Origin of the sequence: Fusicatenibacter saccharivorans, assembly GCF_015557635.1 — a bacterium.
Lineage (GTDB): Bacteria > Bacillota > Clostridia > Lachnospirales > Lachnospiraceae > Fusicatenibacter > Fusicatenibacter saccharivorans.
In genome coordinates this window covers 88,575-115,510 of record NZ_JADNOP010000010.1, presented here as the reverse complement: position 1 = coordinate 115,510, position 26,936 = coordinate 88,575, and the positions used below count along the sequence as shown (strand labels likewise).

Genomic DNA, 26,936 nt, shown 5'->3' with positions numbered 1-26,936 from the left:
TTTCCTGTAACGGGGAACAACCGGCAACTTCTTACCACTGCTCTCCGGTTTTCTATATTTTATGCGCCGGGTACGCAGATTCAGAACTGCAACTTGGAAGTGATGTTCACCTGCCGCTACTTGTACCGGACTCCCACCATCCCCGGCTCGCTTTCCACAGACCGTTCACGCGCAGACTACTGTCTTCGTCATCGTTTTTCATGCCTTATTATAACTAGGGGCTGTAAGCGTTGTCAAGAGTGGAAAGCATATTTTATCGGTTCTTTTCCGCGATTTTACGGGATTTTCGGGGGTGTGCGTTGCTATTTGGATGGGGGAATGGTAAAATCGGGGTATAATCAAAAAACGGAAAGGAAGTGAAATCATGGGAAGATTTGTGAATCCGGACAACAGTGCATTTCAGGTTGCTCTCAATTCTGAAATCTATGTGGACAAAACAGGACTTTTATCGTATACCAACAAAGTTCTGGACACCATACAGGGCTATATCTGCAACAGCCGCCCGCGGCGGTTTGGAAAATCATTTGCTGCAAATATGCTGGCGGCCTATTACAGCAAGGGCTGTGATTCCAGAAAGATGTTTTCTGGCCTTGCGATCAGCCAGACGGCAGACTTTGAGAAGCATCTGAACCAGTACGATGTGATTCATCTGGACATCCAGTGGTTTCTTTCGAATGTCAGCGATCCGGAACAGATTGTGGCCTACATTACAGAATGTACACTGGCCGAGCTGCGTACCATCTATGCAGATCAGCTTCCGCCGGAAGTTTCCACCGTTCCCGACGCTCTGTCCCGGATCAAAGAGGCGACCGGACAGAAATTTGTGATTATTATTGATGAATGGGATGTCCTGATTCGTGATGAGGCCTCCAACCAGAAAATTCAGGATGATTACATTAATTTTCTTCGTGGAATGTTCAAAGGGACGGAACCGACGAAATATATCCAGCTTGCGTTTCTCACGGGTATTCTTCCGATCAAAAAATTGAAAATGCAGTCTGCCTTAAATAATTTTCATCAGTATTCCATGCTGAATCCAGGCCCGCTGGCTTCCTATATTGGATTCACAGAAGATGAAGTTTCCGCTCTCTGTCAGAAATACGGACAAAATTTTGAGGAAGTCAGACGATGGTACGACGGCTATCTGCTTGGAAATTACCATGTATACAATCCAAACGCGGTGACAAGTCTGCTTCTGGATGGGACATTCCAAAGCTATTGGTCGGAGACGAGCACATACGACTCGATGGTTCCTTTTATCAATATGGATTTTGACGGATTGAAAACAGCAATTCTGGAGATGCTTTCCGGCGCCGCAGTTCCTGTCATGGTTACCTCTTTTAAAAATGACATGGTCAGCTTTGTGAATAAAGATGATGTTCTGACGCTGCTGATTCATCTAGGGTATCTTGCCTATAATCAGCAGACGCAGATGGCATACATTCCAAATGAAGAAATCCGCCGGGAATTTCTGACGGCGGTTACTTCCAACCGCTGGAATGAACTTCTTACCTTTCAGCAGGAATCTGCAGAGCTTCTGGATGCTACACTTGCTATGGATGAAAATGCGGTTGCTGCAGGAATTGGAAAGATCCATGAGGAATATACTTCTGTGATTCAGTATCATAATGAAAATTCACTCAGTTGTGTGCTCACGATTGCTTATTTAAGTTCCATACAATATTACTTCAAACCCATTCGTGAACTTCCGACCGGGCGCGGTTTTTCCGATTTTGTCTTTCTGCCAAAGCCGGAATACCGATACGATTTTCCGGCGCTTGTAGTAGAACTGAAATGGAACAAGAATGCGGAAACGGCACTGGATCAGATTAAAAGACAGCATTACCCGGCTTCCATTGCATCTTATACAGGGGATATTCTGCTGGTTGGTGTTAATTATGATAAGAAGACGAAGGTGCATGAGTGTCGGATTGAAAAATATTTGAAATCAGGAGAAAAATGATGAAAGTTGTGATTGCAATTGATTCTTTTAAAGGAAGCCTTTCCTCTCTGCAGGCAGGAACAGCGGCCGCCACCGGGATTTATCGTGTCGATCCGAAGGTGGAGACGGTTGTGCGCCCGCTTGCCGATGGCGGTGAAGGTACCGTTCAGGCACTGACCGAAGGTCTTGGCGGACGGCTTGTCTCCGTTTCGGTGACCGGTCCTGCCGGAAAGCAGGTTATCTGCCCGTATGGCATCATCGACCGGACGCAGACCGCCATTATCGAGATGTCGGGGGCTGCCGGTATTACGCAGGTACACGGCGATGAGAAAAATCCGCTGTACACCACAACGTACGGTGTCGGTGAGGTTATCTGCGATGCCATCCGCAATGGCTGCCACCGCTTTATCATTGGAATCGGCGGAAGTGCCACAAATGACGGCGGTATTGGTATGCTACAGGCACTCGGTTTCGGACTGCTCGATGCAGAAGGAAAACAGGTTCCTTTTGGTGCTGTCGGACTGGAATCTCTTACCGCGATTACGGCAGATCACGTTCTGCCGGAACTTTCGGAATGCACCTTCCGTATTGCCTGCGATGTAACGAATCCGCTCTGCGGTTCCAACGGCTGCAGCGCCGTTTTCGGACCGCAGAAGGGTGCGGATGCTGTCATGATCAAACGTATGGACACATCGCTTGCCTCCTACGCCGCACTCTGCCGGAAAACATTCCCGAACGTCGACGCGGAATTTCCCGGAACGGGTGCTGCGGGCGGACTTGGATTTGCTTTTCAGACGTTTCTTTCTGCTTCACTGGAACCCGGCATTCAGATCGTACTGGACGAAACCCGACTTCGTGATGATGTGAGAGACGCTGATCTTGTCATCACCGGTGAGGGACAGCTCGATGGGCAAACCGTGATGGGAAAAGCGCCGATTGGAGTTGCAAAACTGTCAAAAGAATACGGCAAACCTGTCCTTGCGTTCTCAGGCTGTGTTACAAAAGATGCATCTGCATGCAACGCCGCCGGAATTGATGCCTTTTTCCCGATTCTGCGGAGCGTCGTTTCACTCGAAGAAGCTATGGATGTGAAAAATGCGGCAGAAAATATGACCGATACGGTAGAACAGGCTTTTCGGCTATTTTTGCTTCAGTAAAGCGGATATTCGCAATCCGCTTCGCTACTTGCTTGAGTCGGTTAAAATACAAGACCGTTTTCTCCTGCTTTAATTTTTGCAGGAAGGACAGAAAACACGTCGTGCTCTCATCGTCTTAATTCCAGCAGATATTCTGTCGTTCCTGCTTCCAGCTGTTTCGTTCCTGTCCACCGAAATCCGTGGCGGTTGTAAAACGCAATGGCACGCGTATTTTTCTCCAATGCCCATAGATGGTCTGCGTCAAACTTTTCAATTGCAAAGGTAATCAGCCCGTGGCCGACTCCGTTGTTCTGCAGACATGGATCTACGTATAGTTTACAGATTTCGGTTCCGTTGATTTCTGTAAAACCTCTTATAATTCCATCATCGTAGACATAGATGCGGTTTAAGATTTCTTCTTTCTTAAAGTACTGGTCGATCATCGGGACTACCTGCATTTCACCGAAGGAATAGGCCTCCTCGTGAAAAATCGGGAAATAATTGATTCGGTTGTTGAACACGAAAATTTCCGCAATTCTGGACAGGTCTTTCAGTTCTGCTTTTCTGATTTTCATATTTTCTCTCATTTTAATTTCCAATCAACACTTTCTTCCCCCGAAACGCAAATCCATAATACCTGATCCGCTCCTTTGCGATTCCTCTGGCAAGCAATTCTGTGTCATACTGTTTTTCCTGAATCTGACGAAGTGCATGCTCCACCGTCTCTTCCAGCGACTTTTCTTTTGATGTGTTCTGAACCTTAAATTCCATTACGATCGCATCCAGGTTTTCTTTCAATGGCTCCATTACTACGTCATACCTTCCGAATCCACTTTCTCTGTTGGAAGTGATTCTGTATTTTCCGGCCAGATCAACAATCAGCCCAAGGACAAATCCATGGTAAAATCTTTCTGGTTCGAGTTCCTCTGATGGTTTTCCGCCCGTGTCGAAACTGCTGAATGTCTGAAGTGCTACCTGATTCATAAACTGGTTCATATAATCCAGATCTCCGGCAAGCAGAGCATCTTTAAAATTGCCATATGCAGAATCTTCTTCTGTAAACCAGTCCTCTATCATTTGTTCAAACATCAGCATTGTCTCATGATTTGTCACTTTCAAATCATACTGGCGCTTTCCTGTTCGGTTATCCATTTCGTACCGATCCACTTTCAGATATCCGCTCGCAAGCATAAGACTCCAGATGGCTCCCCGCTTTCTGCCAAGCTGTTCAAAAATAACCTGCTCATCCAATTCTGTGCAGATCACTCTGCCGTTTAATAAATCTTCCATTTCCGTCTTGATCTTTGCAGGACTTCGACGGATCAGATTGGAGATCAGCATATTTCCGCTGGTGTCTGCCCAGTACGTTCCATATTCTCCCGTGTCCAGATATTTTGTAATGGACCACGGATTGTAAATATCCTTCCGTTTTCCAAAGGAAAATCCATCATACCAATAGCGGACGGTTCCTTTTTCATCGGACAGCCCATTTTCCTCCAGCGCATGAAAGACTTCTTCTTCTGTAAAGCCAAACGAGCCGCTGTACTTTTCCGATGTTGTTGTTACAACTTCAAGATTATTCAGATCGGAAAAGATAGATTCTTTACTGACTCTTGTTATTCCTGTCAGCAGTCCCCGTTCCATATAGGGATTCGTTTTGAATGTGGAATTGAACAGGCTTCTGATAAACGCAGTAAGATTCTCCCAATACCCATGAATATACGATTCCTGCAAAGGAGTATCATACTCATCCAGAAGAATAATCACCTTTTTTCCGTAATAGCGGCTCAGATAATCGGACAGATAATTGACAGCTACTGCTGCCGCATCATCCGACATATTTTCTTCAACGGAATCAAAATAGGCGCGGTCTTTTTCATTTAATACTTTGCTGGATTTGACAAATTCAAAAGTACTATATAATTTTACCAGCTTACGAATTACCGCTCTTCTTGCAGTCTCATATGTGGTTGCCTTGATATCTGCAAAGCTGAGGGAAATCACCGGATACGTTCCCTGCAGCTTACGAAATCTTTCCTCTTTCCAGATGACAAGGTCTTCAAAATATTTGCTGCATTCGGAATGATTTACGGAAAAGAAATATTCGACCATACTCATATTCAGGGTCTTGCCGAATCTTCTTGGGCGTGTGATCAGAGTAACACTGTCCTGATTGTCCCACCATTCCCTGATAAAATCCGTCTTATCGATATAAAAACAGTTATTCTTTCTGATGGATATAAAATCCTGATTTCCAATGGAAATTACTGATTTCATGGGTCTGCTCCTTCCTAAATCCTTTACCACCGACAGGCTTGCAAAAATTTATTTCTGTTTCTATTTTATCATATTTCTCTGGCAGAACAAAGATCATTCCCTGTCCGAAGCAATTATTTTCCATTAGATATTATGTTTTGACAGATGTCACGAACTATGCTTTCTCTGTCCTGATCCGCCGTTATTCTGGTTTCATACAGAACGGATGTATAATCTTTTTCGTTCCACCATCTCTGCATATCTTCTGCACTGAAATCATTGCAGTTCGGCTTTGTTTTGTGGCGCTTCACGGTCTCCTCGAAGGGGATGTCGAAGTAATATGCGTATATATTTTTTCCATATAAAGCTACTGCCAGCTCAAATAATGCACGATACCATTCCGCATTCAGTATTCCTTCCAGAATAACAATCTCGCTGTGTTTTCTTCCATATCGCAGAAGTTCTTCCAGAAGAGGCAGCGCCTTTGTATTTTCTCCGTCTTTGACTTTGAGCATATCTCTTCGGATAACATCCTGCGAGATCAGCATTGTATTATTTCCGAACACTTGCTGTAATTCCTTTGCAATAGTTGTTTTTCCACTGCCGGAATTTCCTCTTAAAATGATTAATTTATTCGTCCGTAAGCAATCGCCCATTGTCATTCCATTCTCCATACATAATTCCCGCTTTCGTATTATCTAAAAGTTTCTGCAAACGGCTCTGAAATATTTCTTTTTCCTCAAACATTGTAATTTTATACACTTTTCGCTATCTGCAGCGCCAGAAACAGCTTGTCCAGATCGTGGTTAGCGGCAGATAATCCATCCGTTTCATAGTTTCCTTCGATCAGCACATCTCCCGCAACAAGAAAATCATACAGTTCAAATCCATAAAAATCACTGATCGCCTGAACGCCTGCGAGTTCCATTTCCACGGCAATGCATCCTTCTTCTTTTCGTTTTCTTACAAGATTTACCGTTTCCCGAAGCATACTGTCTGTCGTCCATACGCGCCCCTGAACGTATGGCAGTTTCCTTTCTTTGAAAAATTCCGCCAGTTTGTCCGTGTTTTTTATTTTTATGTAGTCCTGCGGTTCTGCAAAATAATAGGACAGTCCTTCTCCCCGGTATGCCTCCGTTGGGAGAATAAACTTTCCATCGGTTGCTTCTTTGTCCAGACTGCCGCACGAGCCAAACATGATAAAGACGGATGCTCCTGTTAAATGATTGACTTCGGCAATCGTTCCTGCTGCAAGAGCGGAACCAATTGGTGTCAGGTAGAAAGCAATCGTTTCTTCCTCATATGGCAGAGTCCAAACCGGTATATTTCCATTGCATGCTCTTACTTCTGCAATCTGTCGGCATGGGAATTTTTCAAGCATGTATTCATATATTACTTTTGAAAAAATTACCATACATTTTTTTACCAGATGCTGCTTCTCCCCATAAAAATTCTCCAGCTTTACAATCGGCTCGCTGTTGATATCATAAGAATCAATAATCATTCTGTTTCCTCCATAAATTTTATTTATCTTTACCAAAAAGTCCCATATCCACCACCCTTACTGCGCAGACATGAGACTTCCGTTTTTATTTTTGCATTACTTCAATAACACATTCATGTTTCTTCGTTTTTTTATTATAATTGATACCGGCAAGCATTCGAACCACAGAATCTTTCAGGCCATCCATATCCATTTGAATATAAATTTTTAAGGCCTCATACGTTTCCGTCTGGTTCCAATAGGTTCCGAATTTGTGGCGCAGCATGGCTTCTACCACAGATTTCGGGCTATACATGGAATAAATTTCATCTCCAGTCTGCCGATGCGCAATCAACTGATAACCATCGTACTACGTTTTTGCTTCTTCAAAACTCATCTCATATTTTTCACAGAGGGCAGATATCTCCTGCTCTGTGAAGCCAAAATATTCCGCCAGATCACCGGGATCTGTCATGGAATACTCGGTAAATATATTTAGTGCAGAATGAGAACCATTTTTGTTTGTGAACTTTTCTTTTTTCAGACTTTTTAGCAATACCTTTCGATTATATACATGCGTATTCCACAGTATTTCCATGCTTCTGAATTATTTTCATTAAATCATCAGCCTGCATCCAAACGGTTGCTGTATTATCATTTGGATGAACACCAATTTTATTTCCGACAAATTCCACGTCCATGAAGACTTGAACTCTGTGTTCGGCATCGTTTAGAATACCAAGCGGCGTAACGGCACCGGGTATCAGTTTCATAATATCAAATAATTCCTCCGCAGCTGCAAAAGAAAGTGCACGCAGACCACGTTGCCTGTGAAACGCTTTCAAATCTACTCGCTTGTTCCCTTTCATCGTTATCAAATAATAATTACGTTTTTTATCGTCGCGAACAAATAAATTTTTAGCGCCCCACTCTGGATACGGCAAATCAACAGCATCTGCTTCTTCCATATTGAAAACTGCCTTATGTTCCGTAATTTCATACGCTATATTTTGCCTTTTTAAATAATGATATATCTCTATCTTATCCATACTCTTTTATCTCTGTAAACTGAAATTGAAATATGCCCTTATTTTTCATACTTTTCAATCCGGCATTCATGTTCTTTTGTTTTTTCATTGTAGTTAATTCCCACCAGCAAAAGCTCCCCTGCATAGCATGCAACAGACTCCGGATATTTTCTGTCTCTGATCTGATCTAATGCTGCTCTGACGCTTTTGTCCCATTTCAGTTCCACAACAAGCGCCGGGTAATAATTCTGAAACTCCGGCTTTGGAATAAACACAAAGTCTGCAAATCCACGACCCGCGGGAAATTCGCGGATTGGTTTGAAATAGTATTGCATGGAACTCAAATAGGCAATGGACAGAACACTGCTGAGTGAGTTTTCATTGTTATACTGAATCACAGAAGTATATTCCCTGTGAATTTTTTCAATTTCTTTTGCTACTGCGTTTCCATTCATCTGAATTGTATCTTTCAGAAGCTGCTCTGATTCTTTTTGAAATACAATCAACTCATTCCATTTTTTCCTTTTCGTTGCCAGAATCAATTCCTGACGGATTTCCTCATTCGGAATAAAAGCAGTTCTAAATGTCCGGTCATAGGCCAGATATCCAAGGTGAATCAGATACGTCAGCACATCGTCTTTATTGGCGAAGCTAACGGTATCGTTCTGAAAAGAGGTAACATCAACCGGAACATGATCTCCTGAAAGCATTTCGATTACGGCACTTTTCAGGCCATCAAAATCCATATTGATCAGCGGAACAATCGCCTCATAGGATGCGGTTCCGGACCAGTAGCTCTGGAATTCGCCTTCGAGCATCAGGTTCACAACGGCATTTGGATTGTATACATGATATTTCCCAATCTGATAACCGTCGTACCATCGTTTGACTTCTTCAAACTTCTGACCATATACTTCACATAGTTTTTGAACTTCTGTTTCTGTAAAACCTACATATGGTGCAATCGGCCCGGCATACAGCATCGAATAATCTTTGAAATTGTTCAGCGCCGACTGTGTCTTTTCTTTTTTTACAGGCAAAATACCTGTCAGATATGCCAGTTGAATATATTTTGTCGGCTCCGTCCCTTTGAACATCGCCCGCAGAAAATTGATATATTCTTCCTGTGTTTTGAGATCCGCCGCCTCGTCACGAATCAGAACATCCCATTCGTCTATAATCACAATAAATTTTGTCCCGGATGCCGCGTTGATCCGCGACAGCGCCTCCGGCAGTGACCGGATTTCTTCTGGAAGTATATGGGGATAATATTCTTTTAACTCCGAAATCGTTTTTTCTGAGATATAAGAAACAATCCGCTCCGGTCCGCCTGCCGGTTCCATACACCATTGGATATCCCAGTGGAGCACATCATACTGATTCAGATGTTTTTCAAAATCCTTTGCCCTGCTGATTTCCAGCCCGGAAAACATTTCTTTCGAACTGCAGCCCTTGCTGTAATACGCGGTGAGCATATTTGCCGTAATTGATTTTCCAAACCGCCGCGGGCGGCTGTTGCAGATATATCCCTGCAGAGTGTTCATGACTTTATTCGTATAAGTCAGCAGTCCTGTTTTATCAACATAAATCTCAGAATTTAATGCAACCGCAAATGCTTCATTTCCCGGATTCAGATAACTTCCCATGCAAATCCCTCCCGTCAACATTTTATATGACTCATTATACTTGATCCCTCTGACTATCACAAGGACAGGATTTTCCCACGCAGCTTCCGGTTTTTCACTTTCGTCCTCCTGTGAGAATCCCATACAATTCCGGTCTTCTGTTTTTCAGTCCGCATTTTTCCCGCTTTCTGCATTTCCTGCATTTCGTTGATACTAAAATCAGACATGTTATTATCCTTCATCCTCGTAAATAATGATTTGAAAATATTGTAACTATTCAGAGCCATGCGAAATGGAAGAAAAATCGCGAATCATGTTTACATGAATGAGCTATTTTTCTGGAATTTCATATGGCGAGATGGGGCTCTGAATAGTTACAAAATATTATACCCTATAAATGCTTCAATGGTAAACTTTCATTTTGCCGCATAAAAAATGCGCACCGCAGTTTTCATCAAAATCATGAGTATGCGGCACGCAGTTTTTATTTTGCTTTTTTCTTCTCTCTTTTCACAAAAAGACAGACACATGCAACAACAAAAACAGCCGTTGCAGCGATCAGTACCGGCCATACCGGCAGTGGACAGACGCTTGCGCTGATCAGTTTCAGTCCCTGGTAAAGTGTGTATACACCGAAAATTGAAAAGATGACAAACGCCAGTGTATTCAGCAGCCCATCCGGTGTCTTGCTCTTTAAGAGATAGCCGACCAGCATTCCGAGAATATCCGCTGCGAACAGTCCGAGAGAACATCCGATCCATACAACGAATGCGGATCCCATCCCTTCATTTGCACCAAAGGTGATTGCGGTAAGCTGTGTTTTGTCTCCGAGCTCTGCTACGAAGAACGTACAGAAAACGGCGAGCGGTGCGAACCGAATTTTGGATTTGCCGCCTTCTTCCTCTTCCTCGTCATCATCACCGGAAATGGTGGATGCTGCGAAGTAAAGAAATGCGAGTGCTGCAATCGTCTTAATCAGCCAGTCCGGAATGAATTCGCTGACGAGGCCGCCTGCGAGAACCGCCATTCCATTCAGTACCAGAATCGCGGCTGCGGTTCCCAGGATAATGTCTTTCAGCTTGTACTTCGAAGTAAGCGCAATCAGCATGAGCTGCGTCTTATCGCCCATCTCTGCGATGAACTCGGTAAGAAACACCTTTAGAAATAACACCATTTTCCATTCCCCTTATCTTATAATGATATAAATGGCATATGCGGCATAAAATGCGACCATACAGAAACCTTCGACTCTTCCGATTTTCTTTTTGGTTCCTGCAAAAATCCATACACATACCGTGAATACGATCAATACACACAAATCAATTATATTTTCCGTAATGATGGCCATCGGGCTGATTGCGGATGCAATGCCAAGTACCATAAGAATGTTGAAGATATTAGAACCGATCGCGTTGCCAAGTGCCATATCAACTTCATTCTTTCTCGCAGCAACGATAGAAGTTACGAGTTCCGGAAGGGAAGTTCCGATGGAAACAATGGTCAGTCCGATCAGAGTCTGGCTCATTCCGAGATCGCCCGCGATTCTCGCTGCGGCATCTACGGTCACATCTCCGCCGACTGCAATGGCGACTGCTCCACCGACGATGAACACGATACTCTTCGGAACGGAAAGCAGCTTGATATCCTCGTCGGAACCGCCTTCAATTTCGACTTTTTTTCCTTCGCGGTTTGCCTTTAAGGCAATCTGAACCATGTAGACAATGTAACCTGCAAAGAATCCAATTAAGATCACACCGTCCAGGTGACCGAGCATCATACCGGATTTATCGCCGAGTCCGCTGATTCCTAAAACCATTAAAAGTCCGGCGCAAATCAGGGACAGCGGGATGTCTCTTTTGATGGTTTCCTTTGCAACTTCTATGGTGGTCAGTACGGCACAGACACCGATGACAACCATCAGGTTAAAGATATTGGAACCGATGACATTACTGACTGCGAGCTCGTTGTTGCCGGTAAGTGAAGCCGATACACTGACCGCGGTCTCCGGAAGTGATGTTCCCATGGCAACAATGGTCAGTCCGATGATGATCGACGGAACGTGCAGTCTCTTTGCTGCGCTTGAGCTTCCTTCTACGAAAAAGTCCGCACCTTTGATCAGCAGGACAAAACCGATAACGAGACAGACAAGCACAAGAGCAAACGGGGCGTTGTTGATGAAATTTTCCATGTTTTCCTCCTTTGTTTTCCATAATCGTATCATTAGCAGAAGCGGGGGTTCCTACTCATTACCCGCGTAAAAAAAGACCCATGTATATCAATAAACGGCCAGCTTTTTTGCAGGCTGTTCATTGATATACATGAGTCTCATTATTTAAGATTTGCCAGATTATACTCTTTTTTTATAATCAGAATGTTGACAAATCACACATTCGTGCTAACTACTCCCTCATGGAATATTACATTACTTGATAAATACTATCAAATGTCGCTGGGGTTGTCAACCGGATTTGCATCTTTTTTACTTTTAATTTTACTCAATTAATGTCCCGATGCCTTGTGCTCCAAACGGTCTTTTCCATTGGTCTTATTATCACAAAACATCCAGCCGCACATCCAGATATGTCCTCTGCTTTTCCTCCTCGGTCATCTCTTCTGCCAACTCATTTACCTGACGATATAATTCATCCGCTCGGCCATGCCTCCAGATAGAGCCAAGAGCGCAGTTGGCTGAACCAGCCGCGAATGCATGGATCTCCTGTGAGTTGCCGCCTGCAATCTGATCGGGGTTATGCAGCGCCGCACCGCCCCGCAGTTCTTCTTCTGTTGCAAGTTCCGCTTCTTCCAGGCTGTATCCCTCCTCCATTTTATCCTCAACCAGGGCAGTTTCCAGTCTATCGCGAAAGTCTGCCTGCGCACGGCTTCCTGCCGGATCTCTTCCATTTTCCAAATAAGTTTCATGATTTTTTAAGAGCTCTTCTACTGTAAGCATGTTGAGTCCATCTTCCTGCATCTGTGTCTGCTCCAGAAACTCCTCTGCGGAATAACTGGCTGATGAATTTAACGGCATATCGATATGAATCTCTGCCGTCCGGCTGTTGCTTCCGCCTGTCCTGACACTGCCAAGATCACTGGGAAGTACCTCGTCGAACTCTCCGCTTTCCTCCATTTCCCGTACCACGGCAAGGTCTGCTTCTCCGATTGTGGGATCCCGCAATTCCTCCAGATCCGGTTCTTCCAGATCCCACTCCGAATCGTTTGCACTCAAATCCATGCGATCATCCTCTGCCAAATCAGCATTGTCATCCCAAATATCCTCATCCAGATCGAAACTGTCATCCTGGATATCCTCGGTCATATCATCCGCGTCATATTCCATATCACTCATATCTGCACTCATGCTTTTGATCCTCCTGTTTTCTTTTTGCTTTCTGCCAGTTTCCGCAGTGCCTCTACATAAATTTCCCGCACCAGATGTGACGATGCTGACTCCCGATTCAGCTGCCGGATCAGCTGCGTGATACAGCAGTCGGTATTGTCGGCTTTTGCAATTTTCACAGCCATATAATCCAGAACTTTCCGCAGCTGTTCCTTTGCCATCCTGCTCTCTCTCTGACTTTTTTCGTCCCCCGTTTTCTCTTCTGCCGCTGCACGTTCTGACGCACGGACTGCATTCCAGAACAGACCGCGGCACTCCGCATCCACACTGATCGCAGTCTGACGGGCCTGCTGTTTCTGTTCCAGGGTACAATGTCCGCGGGAAGCACAGGTCCGGCATTCCAGATAGGTTTCAAAAAGTGTACGGGCATTCCTTTCCACAAAAGAATTCTCTGCAGGATATCCCTCTTCCATCTGATAACGGTCTATAATATTGGGCGTAGAAAAATGCGCTCCGACTGACATTCCATATGTCGTATAAACACCTTCTCCCGGTCCCAGAAGATACAGATGTTCCAATGTCGTTTCATCTGCCCGGAAAAGTGCCGCATAACGCTCGATTCCGGAAAATCTGGAAGGTCCAAGGAAAACTTTTGTCCCACAAATATCCGGTATTGTCGTCGGAACGTTGTCTGCCGTCTGATCAGCAATCATAAATCCAACCCCAATCGAGCGCATTTCAAGAAGAAGATTCTGAAAGTTTTCTGCAAAAGAATACACCCCTTCGCCGTCACTTTTTTCTGCTCCCCGAAGAAGATTGTGGGCCTCATCTAAAATGATCACCAACTGAAGTCTGCTGCTGTGTTTTGCATTGATCCGAAGGTATGCTGCCAGTGAAATGAGAATCATAGTCGCAAACATCTGCTTCGCCTCGATCGTTGTAAGACAATTCAGCTGCAGAAGATTTTCTCCATTCAGCAATTCTGTGATGGGGATCGGCTGCACTGCTGTATCATAAACATCCGGGTTTGCATCAAGAAGTGCGTGCATGCGTGTACGGCCTGCTGATTTTATATCGGCCATCGTTTTTCCGCTGTATCCGTTCTGATCCAGAAGACGGTTGAACTCGAGCATAAACTCATGAAGACCAAATGGGATCGTGCCCGGACTGTACATCATACTGGCCTGCGTATATCCATACTTTGCAAAACATCTGGTCAGCGTCGTCTGATACAGTTCTTCCAGCGGGCCGTCTCCCTTAACGCAGGTCTGCAGGATCTCTTTCAGAGAGGCACGGTATTGTTCCAGTGTAACATTGGGCGGGAGGGCAAACGGATTCAGGACAAAGTTACCGCTCTGCGGCCTCCAGACCCGTAAATTCTGCATCGTCTTTCTGAGGTAATGCTGCTCTTCCTTTGCCGATTCCAGCAGCAGCACCGGAATCTTCTGCCGGTGAAGCTGATTGGCGATCGAAAAAATGAAATTTCCTTTGCCGGAACCGGGAGCTCCTGCAACAAACATGTGCTTTTTTAATTCTCGGAATGGGATTCTCTGCTCCTCTCCCATCTCATTTTTCCCCAGCAGCAGAGAGGTATCTTTAGACCAGATACTCTTATTTTCCTGCTCTGAAAACAGTGTGTCATGATTTCGCCGAATTCCATTTTTCTGTGACACTCCTTCCAGACAGGTTAATGTCTGAATCTCCTCCGCCAGAAACAGAAAAGCTGCCGTGCTGCTTCTTGGCATAACCTGCTGGGCAGTCTGTTCTGCTGCTTTCCATACCGTTTCGGTATCTACACAAATCTTAGTCTTCGGAATGTTATATGTCTTCATCCCAGCAAACGCATGCATCAGCTCCATCTCGAGCTGCTTTCGCTCTTCCGGATTCTGTCCAAAAACCGCCATGACACACTGATACCGCGTATCTGCATGAAACAGCTTCTCATAAAGCTGCATGTCGGCATTCTGATTCTGTTCTGCCATATTTTTCAGCAGGGTAGATGTGCGCATGTCCAGCTGCGGAGACTTTCGAATCAGCACCGAATATCCGTATCCCTCAGGCATCTGGCCAAGCGTATAATACAAGCTTTTGCTGCGTCCTGCGTCTGGAACAATTTCCCGCATCAAAAGCGTACTTCCCCGATTCTGTCCCGGAATGATGTGATATGTTTCTGACGCACCGCGCAACAGCAGTGTTTCGGTGCTCATTTCCGAAAGCGGCTCCGCTGAGTGAAAGCCGCAGCGTAGCTGCTTCAACAGCAAAACGAGAGTTTTTGCACAACTAAGGGAAGAGACACCCATGTAGCAGTGAATCGCATCTGCTTCTTTCTGGAGGCGTAATTCCACTGCCTCTCCTCCCTGTGCAAGCCGCTCTGCCAGCTCTGCGGCCGGAGCCAGAAGCGGTGTGTTTTCTCTTGCAATCGGAACGCTTGTAAGTTCTATGTAGGCCTTCATCTGGTAACTCCTCCTGTAAGAGCCTTCACATTTTTCAGTAAAAGTTCCGGCGTATATTTTTCTGACAGTGCTTTCAGCTTGCCGCAGAGCGCTGTCAGTTCATCCGCACTGACCATGGGCTGATTCTGTGCGTAGACTGCCACAATCTGAAGCATCTCCGGCGGGATGGCTGACTGACCATAGGCAGCAATCAAGGCATCGCCTGCTTTTTCCACAAGGCGCATCTGCATAGCCCTTTGTTCTGCTGATTCCGCTTCTTTCTGCCTCCATCTGTAGTTTTCTTTTTCCAGTATGCTCTCATCCAGATCCAGTACCTCCAAGGTCACTTCGCAGGATACTACTTCAAGCCAGGGAAGCATCTGCTCTGCATGGCTGGCCGCTGTCTGACCAATGGAATCAGCTTCCTCATCCAGTTCGGCAATACCTTCGAGTACATGACCGGTTGTAATAATCTGCGGCATCTTACGAGAGATCTCCCGTTTCAGACACTTCTTTATAATCCTCTCGGCACGTCTTTCCGGCGCTGTAACTTTTCCACGTTTTACTTCTTCTTCCATCAAAAGGTCACTGTCACGCACACGAATGGAAATCTCTGCTTCACCATAAATACGGACAGCAGCCTGCTCTCCATCTGAGAGTGTAACAATAACAGGACTCACCGGAATCTCCAGTGGATCAAGAAGAAATTCTTCTACATCAACTGCTATCACCTGTGCAGCGTGACAGCCTGCCCGGAGCGCTTCCAGAATTCCAATCCCATTTTCAACGGTCACTGCGCCATTCTCAGCGGAAAACGGTCCTGCATAGTTGCCGTCTATGCAAGTGTAAAGCAGTTTTCTGCGGCTGCCATCAGACAGTCTGAATCGAAGCATCCGCCCATTGCGCGGCGGTGTGAATCTCTCTGTCAGCAGCATGGTTTCTGTCCACTCATCAATCTCTACTTCATCATATAAAAGCGGCATCTTTCCACCCCCTTTCTGCCATTCTGTACAACACAGATTTATTCTGCCATTTCGTTAAGAAGACATTCCAGCTCTACGCAGACGGCATTGTAAGCCTGATATCTCGGTTTGAGACTTTTTTCACGAAATCCTGCTGCTTCTGCATCATTTTCCATTTCTCTGTATTTTCTGAGCCCTGCCGTCAGGAAAGCCTCTAATTCACGTTTTTCCTCAAGAAGTTTTTCCTGCTTGTGGAACTTATGAACTTTCTCTGCTTCTTCAGCGGCCTGCTCTCTTACCTCTCTTTTATACTTTTCCGTAAAAGCATTTTCATTCAGAAAGAGGACAATTGTCTGATCATCGCCGCGGTGATCTTCCGAAACCATTTCCTTTTTCAGATCACTTTCCTGATATGTTTTCCAGTTTTCTATAGCGTTGTCTAACAGTTTCCACGGAAATCCTCCTTCCGGCTCGTATCCATCACTGTTTAGAACTACAGCGGATGCGGAATCCTCCTGATAGCTGATTCGGAATCGCTGCACTGCATCAGGCTGTACCAGCGATGATGTGATATTTCCATAACAGTTTGGATCCGCAGGCAATTCATTAAACGGAGCTCCAAATGTATCAAGCACCGACAGTTTTCCGTCACCAAGCTGAACACGATATGTACCTTTTGGTGAAATCTTTACTGCCAGTAATGTCGTACCATAGGCATACGTTTCAGGTCTGGAACCAAGTTTTTTCTTTTCCTCATCGGTGAGGGGATGGAGATGAAGATGCTTCTCTGTGTAGGCATCAAAAACCTCTTTGATCTTTTTCGGATATTCTTTCACCGGAATTGTTTCATCTGCCATAATTTTTTGTGCTGTTCTGCATGCAATTTTGGCTCCGAAACCAGAACGCATATATGGAGAGCCTCCATGACCATCTGCTAACGTCAGAATCCATGTGTTCTCATCGATTTTTTTTATCATGGAACGATCCTGGCATGGTTTTCCTGTTTTCTCATGGGTGCGTCCTCTTTTGCTGATGTTCAGAACTACCATAATACATCACATCCTTTGCTTTTCTGTTATATGCTCCAGCTTCTGCTTACCCCTTACATTAAAAGCTGGAGCTTTCTTTCCTGTTGCCTTCTTATCAAAATCCGAGCAATTTCTTCAGCTCCTCGTGAAGCTGCTCATCTTTCTGGTTCTGTGCGCTCTGTGCTCCCTCAATAGCACGTTTTTTCTGCTGTTCTGCCAGCTCAACCGGGCTGTTTGTTTCATTCTGTGTATTTGTATGTGTTGAGTCTGTACTTAACAATGTAGAACCGATAAGCACTGGAGTTAATAATGTGTCTACATCGCTTTCAAGAACCACTACATTATCCTCACTGCCGACAAGCTCTGCGGCATCAGCGCGACGGTTTTCTGATCCAAGATAAATACAAAGTCGTCTCGTTTTTTCATAAAAACGGTTGGACAGAAGTTTATTTTTTGCCTTTTCATAATCTTCTTTCGTATCTGTCGGCACATAATCGCTCACATAAAGAACCATCGGATAAAGATCACCAGGCTTCATCTGAGTCAGAAATCCATTTTTCTCGCGGCTGAAAATCCGATCCAGTTCCGTAAAGACATTAGCCAGACTCGTTCCCCCTCCACACTTGTAATCTTTACGCTCAAATAACTCCAATACCTGTTCTGGCGGAAGAGGTGTATTATTTGGATTGAAAACATGCACATTGTTATCAAAAGTGAGCAGAACCACCTTAATTTGCATATCCAATGCGGTCTCATTCTGTTTGGCAAGCTTTTCCATCAAATTTGTAAATGCATCATAAATACTCCCTTCTTTCGTGGTTACGCTGCCTGATTTGTCAAGAAACAGGAACAGTACGCATGTACGCATTCCTTTGTTCTCCTTTACTTTGATATACATTCCATTTCCTTTTTTATACATATAATTTTTCCTCCTTCATCAGGTTCTATTTTTTTCCGTTTTCCTGTCAGCAAAATCTCTGTAAAATTGTCAACAGCATCTGAGCCGTAGGACGTTTCTCCGGTTCATGCAGGCATTTGTTCGAGAACATCACATTAAAGTACAATTGGAGCTGCGCAGGAAGTTTCTCAAAACGCTGTCTGTAAAACTCATCCAGAGGTGCATTTTCAGTTGCCTCAGCAAAAATATATTCGGGATTTTTTCCGAAGGACTCCTTTACAAACTCCGGAGTGAACGGCTGTGCATGAGTGCGAACGCCATCAAGAGGATGACAGCCCGTAAGCATCCGAAATGCGGCTACCGCAAGTGCATATGCATCACTCATTTCTGTCGGTGAAGCCCCCAGCATTACCTCAGGAGCTCGAAATAAACCGCTTCCGGCGAGACCCAGCGACTCTCCAGTCAATGAAATGTTGTCACAGTCCAAAACACGCACATCAACTCTTCCGTCAGGAGCGATACCGTAGCAGATATTTGTACCGGAAACATCGGAATAAATAAAACCATTGTTCCCGAGGCTTGAAAAAACCTCTGCCATCTGTCTGCAGATTTCCATCTTCTGATCCATAGTCAGAAGATCTGGATTTTTCATTACCATAGCGATTGCATTATACTCACAGCTGATTTCATCCATCAGATATACAAAGCTGTTGGTTTTTTCATCAAAATCACCTACTTCCTTTGGCCAGATCAGACGTACATGAGGAGCAGAATGCGTACTGAGAAGTTTCACTTTTCTGTAAAACAATTTTTTATTACTGCAGTAATCTCCATATAGATGTTTGATCACCATGTGCTTTTTCTTGTCGAAGTTAACAACACGATAGACATCGGCCTGCATTCCAGAAGACAAAAATTTTTCTACTACGATGCGTTCATTGCCAACTGTAATGCAGTCGCCTTCTCTAAAATACGGCATATTCTTTCCACCTCTTTTTTCTTAATGTTTATAGTTTCTCTGTTGTCTTCCGAGCATTTGTAATCCTTTTTATTCCATAAGTGAGAATGCTCTTCCATAAACTGATCGCTTTTCAGAAAGTAACTGTTTTCACAGGACTTTCCTAAGCTCCACGTCACATCCACATGGTACTGTTTTAACGTTACGTTCCCATTTTTTTCAGATTCCGGAAGTGTGACAATATTCCATGCATGAAGTCCAGCATCCTCGGTAAGCCCCTTGTTCCAGGCAAATCCAATAACAATGCTGCATTCGATTCCAAGACTGTAACAGAGAATACAATACAGTTCTGAAAAGCCCATGCAGACTGAGTTTCCAGTAATTAATGCAGAGACATATATACAAAACGATTCTCATTCTCTTCGTCAACATATGTACCTCTTTTTACCAGGATTTCAAACAGAAGCGCCGCTTTCTGTTTCGGTGAAAAGTCAGCTGGAATCATTTCTGTGAATTTCCTGATAAGTCTACGTATACATTCTATTTCTTTTTGATTCATCAGACGAAACGTCCGTTCAAGGTGCCATGGAACATAATCATCTCCAACTTCCTTTCTCAGGAATTCTAATGCTTCCTTTTCATCCTTTGGAATCATTTTGCTCACCCCCTTTCGGTGACCTTACGATATCATAGTGCAACCCTTTTATCAATTTCCGCTCTCCGTTTTTCCATTATTTTTTCCTGTCTTTTTCCGTTTTTCCGTCTGTTTGATTGTATTTTTTCATTTTTCCCGTTTTTTTCCTTTTTTCCGAGGAAATTTCGTTTTTTTTCAAATTGACGCTTCCCTTTTTTCCTGTTACACTACAGAAAAAGAGAGTTTAAACACTGCGTTTATTCTGTATTCTCAGGAGGAAATATATCATGATGAACCATTCCACTACTTCCCCTGCCGGATTTGAGGAACTGGAACAGCAGATGCGGCAGATTCTGCAGCAACAGGCAGGACTTCAGCATTCCATTCTGGCGCTTCGGGACACCACAGCATCGCTTGGGGAAACACTCCGTCAGGCTGATCTGCAGCCCGGTTTAGAAAAACTGTTTGATCTCTGGAATATGATTACCCGATCTTCCGGAGAACTGAATCCCTGTTATGCGGATCTTCTGGAACAGGCACTGCTGCTGCTCGGTGCCGAGCCGATTATTCCAAAACCCGGAGACCTCTACGATCCTGCACTGCATCTGAAACAGGTATTTTCCTCTCCTTCTGACCGCATCGTTTCCTGTGATCCCTGCAGCCGCGGATGGAAATTCCACGATGTTGTTCTGCGGAAGGCAGTTGTTATAACGGATGATTCCGGAAAGGAGGAACACAAGGATGACCTGGAAAACTGATTCGAACTCTCATCCAGAAGCATCGCTGTTTGACGATTTATTCTCTTTGTTTTACGGATACGGTCTTGACTTCGGTACCTACCGCTCTATGATGGCCTGTAAATCAACAGAAGAGCCTTTTCCTCTTGCCGCCCCTTATGAAACGCCATCCACACGCGGCGGAGTCCCGAGTCTTTTCTGGTACTCTGCACGCAGCAACCGGGAATATCTCTGCGAAGAGGTTGCCGATTACAACGGACTTTCTGACGATCCGGCCGGGATCTGTTCTTCCATCAAAATGAAACTCGACGAACCTTTTGTCACTCTACATGGAAAGCAGTTTTCTACCGCAGATATCGCAGAAAAAGAAATCCGCCGGATTTTGTCTGTCAGCCATCAGGCACTGGAAAAATCCCTGTTCTCCAAACCTGCCTATCACAAACTGGTAGTCGGTGTTCCGGTCCGCTTCGGTGCTGCCAAACGTCAGACACTCCTGCAGATTCTGGAACGCGCCTCCGACGGCAAAGAAATTGTTCTTCTTCCGGAACCGATTGCAGCCGCCCTTACTTATTCTCACTATGCACGAAAGACTTTGGAAAAAGTGCTTGTTTTTGATCTTGGCGCCGGAACGTTTGATACCGTTCTTCTTGTTCCTAATCTGCACAGGACAGATAAACATCCTTACGAATACAAGGCTCTCTGCCCGGACGGCCTTACCCTTGCCGGTGATTTTTTTGATTCCGCGATGGCCGAACTGATTCTGGATGCACTGCATGCCCATCCCGGAAATCTGGATCCGGACCGCCTTTCCGTTTCTGGAACCGCAGACCATCAAAAGCTTCTGCACACTGCAAGACAGATTAAAGAACAGCTTTCTTCCGCAGAATCCTGTTCTGCTTTTATCGAAGGTACGGATGTTTCCGGCCGCCCTGGTATTCAAAAGGTAATCATCACCCGAAAAGATTTTGAACGGAAAATTTTTCCTGCTCTGCAGCAGTGTGTCGACTGTGCCGCCCGCGTACTTGACCGCGCCGGAGAATCCACCAATCCCCAAATTGAAATTCTTCTGACCGGCGGTTCCTCTTATATCCCGCTTGTCCGCACTCTGTTAGAACAAAAATTTCCGCATCTTGCCAAAGATCATATCCTGCAGCGTTTTCCGGAACAGGCTGTTGCGCTCGGCTGTGCATTGTATGCAAACCGTCAGCTTTCCGACACCCCGGTTGCCTATGCCTATGCTCTGCGGGTACGGCTGCCTGGCAGCGGACAGCAAAAGCTGAAAGTGCAGATCCCCTCCAATGCGCCGCTTCCATTTCAGGTCAGCGGAACCTACACAACACATTCCGCAGATCAGACTTCTGCCCGCTTCGCTTTTTTCGAAGTAGAAAACGGAGCCGCAAATTCTTATCTTGAGCTTGATGATGGAAATCCTACTTCTCTGGTCATTCAGCATCACTTCTCACATCCGGTTCCTGCCGGTACGCAAATGCTGCTGACAATGACGCTGACTCCAAACGGAACACTGATGGTCGTTGTTGATGACCATGGTATTTCCCCTGTTACTTCTCACTCAATGAGTCTTGCAGACCTCAGGCATTCGAACGATACCTGACGCAGAAAGGAGACATTATTTTGAAAAATTCTTTTGCATTTGCAGACGATATCTGGTATTCTTTTTTCTTCAGTCTTGCAGACTGCGGTCATGCGGCTGTGATCCGGTGTTTTCTGGCCCCGGCTTATCTTCCCGCGTTTGCAAAAGAAGCCGGTTTACCAGAGGAGAAAACCACTTCCAAATACTGGTTTAACTATTTGATGGGACAAGTTAAATCTTATAAGGCCGATCCTCCGGAAAGTACCAACGAGAAAAAAATCATAAAACAGCGGATTAAAGCCCTTGGCACTTTTCTCTGTGATGCTGTTTTGAACGATCATAATCTTGATTGCAGTGATTATCTTGGAAAAAACCGTAATGTTCTTGCTTTTCCAGAACGATACTTCCAGGCAATTTTTCCTTTTCATGAAAAAATTTCGGAAAATCTGCTTTCCGTCGCCGACACCTGGTATCATACCCTTTTAAAAACGCTGTATGCTGGACTTCCCCGGGCACTTTCTGAGCTTTTATCTAACCTGCGGAGCCAGAACAAAAAACTCTCCTGGATGCAGGTACCGGAGATCACTTCTTCTACGGATTATTTAAGTGCATCCTCACTTTTGTCTGCCTTTGCTTTATTAAGCTCTGCACGTCAGACGGAACGAGCCGACAAAGGCGGGCTGCTCCCGGAAGAAAAAACGGGGATCTTTCGGATGGTACAGAATATTCTCGAAGTTCCTGTAACATCAGACAGTACTCTGGAAAGTACCTCTGTTTCTTTTCACCCATCCGCTCCCGTTCCAGGTTCCGGTACTTTTTCTGTCCCTGTTTTTGATTTTATTCTGTTTTGTACTGCCGCTTTGGATGCCCCCAACTGTGATCTTTTACGGCACATGTACCAGCTTTCTCTCTTTCTTCCCGGCAAACTGCCATCTGGAAGCAAAGCATCTTCCGCTGCCCGTGATCTGCTTGAAAAAATCCAGTTCTGCAGACAGGACATTCTAATCAGCCTCACAAAAAATCCGAACGCGGATGATAGCTTTTATGACGCAGAAGAAGAACTGCATCTGCTTGTAAAGCTGGAAAGATACTGGAAAGATGTTGCACTGGCTGGAGAATTGTAAGAGCAATAAAAATATCCCCTTTCACTGAACATAAAATCCAGTAAAACAGGGATATTTTTTATTGCTCTTTTCATATTTTATCTGTACTTATAGCAAGACCCGAAAATAATGCAAAAAAGGCAGTGCTGCAGAGCGCGAATTGCAATGAACAGATTTGAAGGCGTACCGGGGTACGACGTTATGTATCAGGGCCGGGATAAGAGTGTGGCGCAGAAAGACAGTGTTCTTTCGCCTGATTTAATTCTGCAATGGACTGTGATATCTTTTCGATCGTTCTCACCTCGCTTTACTCGTCTGCCTCGTATTCTTCCAGTTCCAGTTCTGTCTCCATCATGCGTTCCAGCAGGGATTCCTGTGTTTTGTTTTCCTCGTCTATTTTGGTCTGAAGCTCCATCAGCCGTTCGTAATCCGCAGAAAGTTCCGGATCCATCATTTCCAGCTGGAGTTCGGAGAGACTGCTTTCGCTTTCGGCGAGCTGCTGCTCGTATTTTTCAAGCTGCCGTTTCAGGCGCGACAGAATTTTTCCCGGGTTATAATATTTTTTCTTATCGAACACATCCTCCAGAGTCGGAACATCGGCTGGTTTTCGTACATTCGTTGCTGCATTTCCCGTCTCTCTTCCCGGTGTCTGCCGCTTGATTTCCTCCAGATACTGCGCATAATTCATGCCGTAAAACTGTACGTCGTTCTCGCCGAACGCCAGAATGCCGGTTGCGACCTGGTTGATGAAATAGCGGTCGTGTGATACAAAGAGAACGGTTCCCTCGTAGCTTGTCAGCATTTTTTCCAGAGCTTCCTTGCCTGCCAGATCCATGTGATTGGTCGGCTCGTCCAGAATCAGGAAATTCGGTTTTGTATAGAAAATCCGGCAGAGCTCCAGCCGCACTTTTTCACCGCCGGAGAGCTGTCCCATTTTCTTTTCAACATCCTCCCCGGAGAACAGAAAGGCTCCCAGTGCACTTCTGACGTCGTTGCGGAGCAGATTCGGATAAAGACTCCAGAAATAGTCGAGCACCGTCTGCTCCGGGTCGAATTTCTGGTTGACTGCTTTGTGCTGATCGAAGTAGGCAAAATCCACGCGGTTTCCAAATTGATAACTTCCGCCCAGTGGATTGATTTCGCCCACAACGGTTTTCAGAAGCGTCGATTTTCCTTTTCCGTTTTCTCCGATGATCGCAATCCGTTCTGCTTTTTTGATGACGGCCGAAACCTCGCTCAGAACGGTATCGTATCCTATTTTCAATTTTTTCATCGTGAGCACGTCCGTATAGCTTTCGCGTGCCGGATGGAATAAGGCATGGAACGTCTTCGTGTCAAACCGCCGCGGTTTCTCGATTTTTACCATGTGCTCGATCGCCATTCGTTTCGAACGGGTGGCCGCAACTTTTGTCGGTGTGTTTTTCCATTTCTCAATCCACGCCGTCAGACGCTCAATTTCCTTCTGCTGCGCCTCATAATCTTTTTCCTGCTTGATCTGCGCTTCTTCTTTTAATCTCACAAACGCAGAATAATTTCCCGGATACCGTTTGATGTCACCGTATTCGATTTCATACGTCACATCAATCACGCGGTCCAGAAACATGCGGTCATGTGATACAATGATAACGGCATTTTCGTAGCTTTTCAGATAATTTTCCAACCACTCCACTGCAGCGATGTCGAGGTGGTTGGTCGGCTCGTCCAGAAGCAGGATGTCCGGACGCTGTAAGAGGAGCTGAATCAGCGCAATTTTTGTCTGCTGTCCGCCCGAAAATTCACCGATCGGTTTTTCCAGATCTTCGAGCGCAAAACCAAATTTCTGGAACATCGTTTCCATATCTTTTTTCCAGCTGTACCCGTGCAGGCTCTCGATTCTCCGCTCCAGGTAATCATACTCCGCCAGCAGTTTTTTATGATCTTCGGTCTCGGCAAGCAGCTTTTCGATTTCCTTTTTTCGCGCTTCACACGCAAAGACTTCCGCGAAAGCCTTCTCCAGCTCCTCTCTTACCGGCACATCTCCATCGGTAAAATTAATCTGGCGCAGAAAACCGATGTTCTGTTTTCCGCTCATTGTAATCCCGCAGGTCTCGTCGCTGTCCAGATTACTCATCTCAATCTCCCCGGCAATCAGCCGCAGAAGTGTCGTTTTTCCACAGCCGTTTCTACCAACAATTGCAATTTTTTCTGTGTCGTGAATTTCGAAATTCACACTGTTTAAAATCGTATCCGCGCCAAACTGTACTTTTGCATTTCTGATCTGATATCTCATGTTTTATACCTTTTCTGTTGTGTGAACCTCACAGTCGGTATTTTCACGGAGTCTGACATGTCGAAAATAGTTCGACTGTGACTTACCTCATGTCAGTGGAAGATACCGTTTTCTCTCCGCCCGCCACTGCTGTTATGTTTCTTTTAACAATTCATCCCACCGTTTTAGAAGCGGGGGACTTCTTGTCTACTGATGTTAAAATTCTGTTTCCATTATACCGTCTCCGCCCTTCGTTCTCAATGCCAAAAATTTTTCGAATCAAATTTGGTACGCCTGCGGCATAAAAATATCTCTGTTTTACTGATTTGTTCCAGTAAAACAGAGATATTTAACTTCCTATATATTCCGAAAGTCCCTTACGCAAAAATACTACTCATGAGTAGTATATAATATGCTTCTAAAAAGCTGTTACTGTACGGCTGAATAATGAGCCTTTCTGTTTTTAACATAAACTCCACACTTCTTTCTCCCATCGAACTTTCTTTACACTCGTCCCTCATTTATTTTACAATTTCTATTTCAGATTGCAAAACTCATCCGCCGTCAGCTCATAGTCGACAGAAGATTCCATTTCCCCCAGCTGATTTTTCCAGGAATTGTAATGGACTGCGGTTTTGCGGAAGCCGAGTTTTTCGTAGACATGCTGTGCTCTTGTGTTTTTGAGGTTGGTATCAAGAAAAATAACGTTGGCTCCCATGCGGAACAATTCTTCTATGAGCATGCTCAGTACAACTCTTCCAATGCCTTTTTCCTGGTAATCGGATTCGCAGATTTTGATTCCGATTTCATATCGATGATTTTCGAATACATAGAAACTCATTTCGCCGATTCGCACATCGTTGTATTCTATGATGAGTCTTCGTCTTGTTTCATCGCTGTCGTCGGCAATCTGTTTTTCAATTTCCGCTGCGCTTGTCCCAAGCCCGTTTGGAAATCCGGCGTGGGCCATGACGGTTCCATCGTTCCACCAGACGGCTAATTGTTCACAATCTTTCTTTTCGGCATTTCTAATGCACAGCTGATTGTATTTTATGTTCATTTCTTCTCTCTTTCTCTGCAATCACTTACAGCTTAGACTCATACCATTCCTCCGCCGTTTTCTCAAATCCGACCGACTGGAACATGCGCTGGCTTTGTCCATTAAAAGAATAAATATTGGCTTTTACCCGCTCCATTCCCTTTTCTCTTGCAAGCTTCAGCATCTCCAGAACGCACCGTCTTCCAATATGCTGATTCTGGTATTCTTTACAGACAACGACAGCGATTTCACTATTCTCTCTCAGCGAAACATCTCCCACCAGCACGCCCTTATATTCTATATAATAGCAGTCACCGTGCGCGGTAAGATAATCATACATCCGATGCAGCAGCTCCACATCATACGGCTTCTCCCGGTTGTCCACCTGCCTACACACATCCAGATCCTGATACCACGTAAGAGAGGCCTCGTCATTCCTGTAATATGGGATCAGCCGGAGTTCATTGTCTATGATTCGTTCGGTCATTTTGGTTTGGCT

Annotated in this window: 25 protein-coding genes; 5 read left to right on the top strand and 20 right to left on the bottom strand. The window is 44.9% G+C overall.

Annotated features, from left to right (window positions below; genetic code table 11):
* Window positions 1-364: 364 nt before the first annotated feature.
* On the top strand, window positions 365-1,963 hold the full coding sequence (locus I2G42_RS10070) for an AAA family ATPase (RefSeq protein WP_195531011.1): 1,599 nt from the start codon (window positions 365-367) through the stop codon (window positions 1,961-1,963).
* A complete protein-coding gene (locus I2G42_RS10065; RefSeq protein ID WP_055225794.1) occupies window positions 1,963-3,099 on the top strand; it encodes a glycerate kinase family protein in 1,137 nt (378 codons plus the stop codon). Before I2G42_RS10070 ends, I2G42_RS10065 begins: the two co-directional genes overlap by 1 nt.
* Window positions 3,100-3,206: 107 nt before the next feature.
* Here the strand turns inward: I2G42_RS10065 and I2G42_RS10060 are convergent, their stop codons facing one another.
* The 17 genes from I2G42_RS10060 to I2G42_RS09980 all read right to left on the bottom strand — a co-directional run bounded on the left by I2G42_RS10060 (window position 3,207) and on the right by I2G42_RS09980 (window position 19,740).
* On the bottom strand, window positions 3,207-3,653 hold the full coding sequence (locus I2G42_RS10060) for a GNAT family N-acetyltransferase (RefSeq protein WP_055225986.1): 447 nt from the start codon (window positions 3,651-3,653) through the stop codon (window positions 3,207-3,209).
* 13 nt (window positions 3,654-3,666) lie between these two features.
* The gene (locus I2G42_RS10055; RefSeq protein WP_055225796.1) at window positions 3,667-5,355 is read right to left on the bottom strand and encodes an AAA family ATPase; all 1,689 of its coding nucleotides are present in this window, start codon (window positions 5,353-5,355) and stop codon (window positions 3,667-3,669) included.
* A 113-nt stretch (window positions 5,356-5,468) separates the two neighbouring features.
* Complete coding sequence (locus tag I2G42_RS10050; protein ID WP_226906354.1) at window positions 5,469-6,008, bottom strand: kinase; 540 nt, start codon at window positions 6,006-6,008, stop codon at window positions 5,469-5,471.
* 80 nt (window positions 6,009-6,088) lie between these two features.
* A complete protein-coding gene (locus I2G42_RS10045) occupies window positions 6,089-6,838 on the bottom strand; it encodes a nucleoside phosphorylase (RefSeq protein ID WP_055225800.1) in 750 nt (249 codons plus the stop codon).
* A gap of 85 nt (window positions 6,839-6,923) precedes the next feature.
* A complete protein-coding gene (locus I2G42_RS17005) occupies window positions 6,924-7,133 on the bottom strand; it encodes a hypothetical protein (protein ID WP_055225802.1) in 210 nt (69 codons plus the stop codon).
* A 250-nt stretch (window positions 7,134-7,383) separates the two neighbouring features.
* Complete coding sequence (locus tag I2G42_RS10035) at window positions 7,384-7,866, bottom strand: prolyl-tRNA synthetase associated domain-containing protein (RefSeq protein WP_055225806.1); 483 nt, start codon at window positions 7,864-7,866, stop codon at window positions 7,384-7,386.
* A 38-nt stretch (window positions 7,867-7,904) separates the two neighbouring features.
* A complete protein-coding gene (locus I2G42_RS10030; protein ID WP_055225808.1) occupies window positions 7,905-9,491 on the bottom strand; it encodes an AAA family ATPase in 1,587 nt (528 codons plus the stop codon).
* Window positions 9,492-9,954: 463 nt separating this feature from the next.
* Complete coding sequence (locus I2G42_RS10025) at window positions 9,955-10,644, bottom strand: TMEM165/GDT1 family protein (protein WP_055225810.1); 690 nt, start codon at window positions 10,642-10,644, stop codon at window positions 9,955-9,957.
* A 12-nt stretch (window positions 10,645-10,656) separates the two neighbouring features.
* Window positions 10,657-11,658, bottom strand: a complete 1,002-nt coding sequence (locus I2G42_RS10020; RefSeq protein ID WP_055225812.1) for a calcium/sodium antiporter — start codon at window positions 11,656-11,658, stop codon at window positions 10,657-10,659.
* A gap of 363 nt (window positions 11,659-12,021) precedes the next feature.
* Window positions 12,022-12,828, bottom strand: coding sequence for a polymorphic toxin type 15 domain-containing protein (locus I2G42_RS10015; protein ID WP_055225814.1), 807 nt, complete (start codon window positions 12,826-12,828; stop codon window positions 12,022-12,024).
* A complete protein-coding gene (locus I2G42_RS10010) occupies window positions 12,825-15,260 on the bottom strand; it encodes an ATP-binding protein (RefSeq protein ID WP_195531010.1) in 2,436 nt (811 codons plus the stop codon). The genes I2G42_RS10015 and I2G42_RS10010 overlap by 4 nt, the downstream gene beginning before the upstream one ends.
* Window positions 15,257-16,222, bottom strand: a complete 966-nt coding sequence (locus I2G42_RS10005; RefSeq protein WP_055225818.1) for a hypothetical protein — start codon at window positions 16,220-16,222, stop codon at window positions 15,257-15,259. The genes I2G42_RS10010 and I2G42_RS10005 overlap by 4 nt, the downstream gene beginning before the upstream one ends.
* 38 nt (window positions 16,223-16,260) lie before the next feature.
* Entirely contained in the window at window positions 16,261-17,250 is a 990-nt protein-coding gene (locus tag I2G42_RS10000; RefSeq protein ID WP_055225820.1) for a protein phosphatase 2C domain-containing protein, read from the bottom strand.
* 94 nt (window positions 17,251-17,344) lie between these two features.
* Window positions 17,345-18,148 (bottom strand): vWA domain-containing protein, encoded by an 804-nt coding sequence (locus tag I2G42_RS09995; RefSeq protein WP_055225822.1) that lies wholly within the window; start codon window positions 18,146-18,148, stop codon window positions 17,345-17,347.
* Between the two features lie 46 nt (window positions 18,149-18,194).
* Entirely contained in the window at window positions 18,195-19,106 is a 912-nt protein-coding gene (locus I2G42_RS09990; protein WP_055225824.1) for a protein kinase domain-containing protein, read from the bottom strand.
* Window positions 19,052-19,447 carry a transglutaminase domain-containing protein gene (locus I2G42_RS09985; protein ID WP_195531009.1) on the bottom strand — a complete coding sequence of 132 codons (396 nt, stop codon included), beginning with the start codon at window positions 19,445-19,447 and terminating at the stop codon, window positions 19,052-19,054. Before I2G42_RS09985 ends, I2G42_RS09990 begins: the two co-directional genes overlap by 55 nt.
* A 20-nt stretch (window positions 19,448-19,467) precedes the next feature.
* On the bottom strand, window positions 19,468-19,740 hold the full coding sequence (locus I2G42_RS09980; RefSeq protein ID WP_195531008.1) for a hypothetical protein: 273 nt from the start codon (window positions 19,738-19,740) through the stop codon (window positions 19,468-19,470).
* Between the two features lie 266 nt (window positions 19,741-20,006).
* Here I2G42_RS09980 and I2G42_RS09975 point away from each other — a divergent pair, with 266 nt between their 5' ends.
* Genes I2G42_RS09975 through I2G42_RS09965 form a run of 3 tightly spaced genes read left to right on the top strand, consistent with a single transcriptional unit; the run spans window position 20,007 to window position 23,171 of the window.
* Complete coding sequence (locus tag I2G42_RS09975) at window positions 20,007-20,477, top strand: nucleotide exchange factor GrpE (protein WP_055225828.1); 471 nt, start codon at window positions 20,007-20,009, stop codon at window positions 20,475-20,477.
* Window positions 20,461-22,068: an Hsp70 family protein gene (locus tag I2G42_RS09970; RefSeq protein ID WP_055225830.1), complete on the top strand. Its 1,608-nt coding sequence runs from the start codon at window positions 20,461-20,463 to the stop codon at window positions 22,066-22,068. Before I2G42_RS09975 ends, I2G42_RS09970 begins: the two co-directional genes overlap by 17 nt.
* A 20-nt stretch (window positions 22,069-22,088) precedes the next feature.
* Entirely contained in the window at window positions 22,089-23,171 is a 1,083-nt protein-coding gene (locus tag I2G42_RS09965) for a hypothetical protein (protein ID WP_055225832.1), read from the top strand.
* A 286-nt stretch (window positions 23,172-23,457) separates the two neighbouring features.
* Here the strand turns inward: I2G42_RS09965 and I2G42_RS09960 are convergent, their stop codons facing one another.
* From I2G42_RS09960 to I2G42_RS09950, 3 genes are all read right to left on the bottom strand, one after another.
* Window positions 23,458-25,419, bottom strand: coding sequence for an ABC-F family ATP-binding cassette domain-containing protein (locus I2G42_RS09960; protein WP_055225834.1), 1,962 nt, complete (start codon window positions 25,417-25,419; stop codon window positions 23,458-23,460).
* 514 nt (window positions 25,420-25,933) lie between these two features.
* Window positions 25,934-26,458, bottom strand: coding sequence for a GNAT family N-acetyltransferase (locus tag I2G42_RS09955; RefSeq protein ID WP_055225836.1), 525 nt, complete (start codon window positions 26,456-26,458; stop codon window positions 25,934-25,936).
* Window positions 26,459-26,483: 25 nt separating this feature from the next.
* Window positions 26,484-26,924, bottom strand: coding sequence for a GNAT family N-acetyltransferase (locus I2G42_RS09950; RefSeq protein WP_055225837.1), 441 nt, complete (start codon window positions 26,922-26,924; stop codon window positions 26,484-26,486).
* Window positions 26,925-26,936 lie beyond the last annotated feature (12 nt).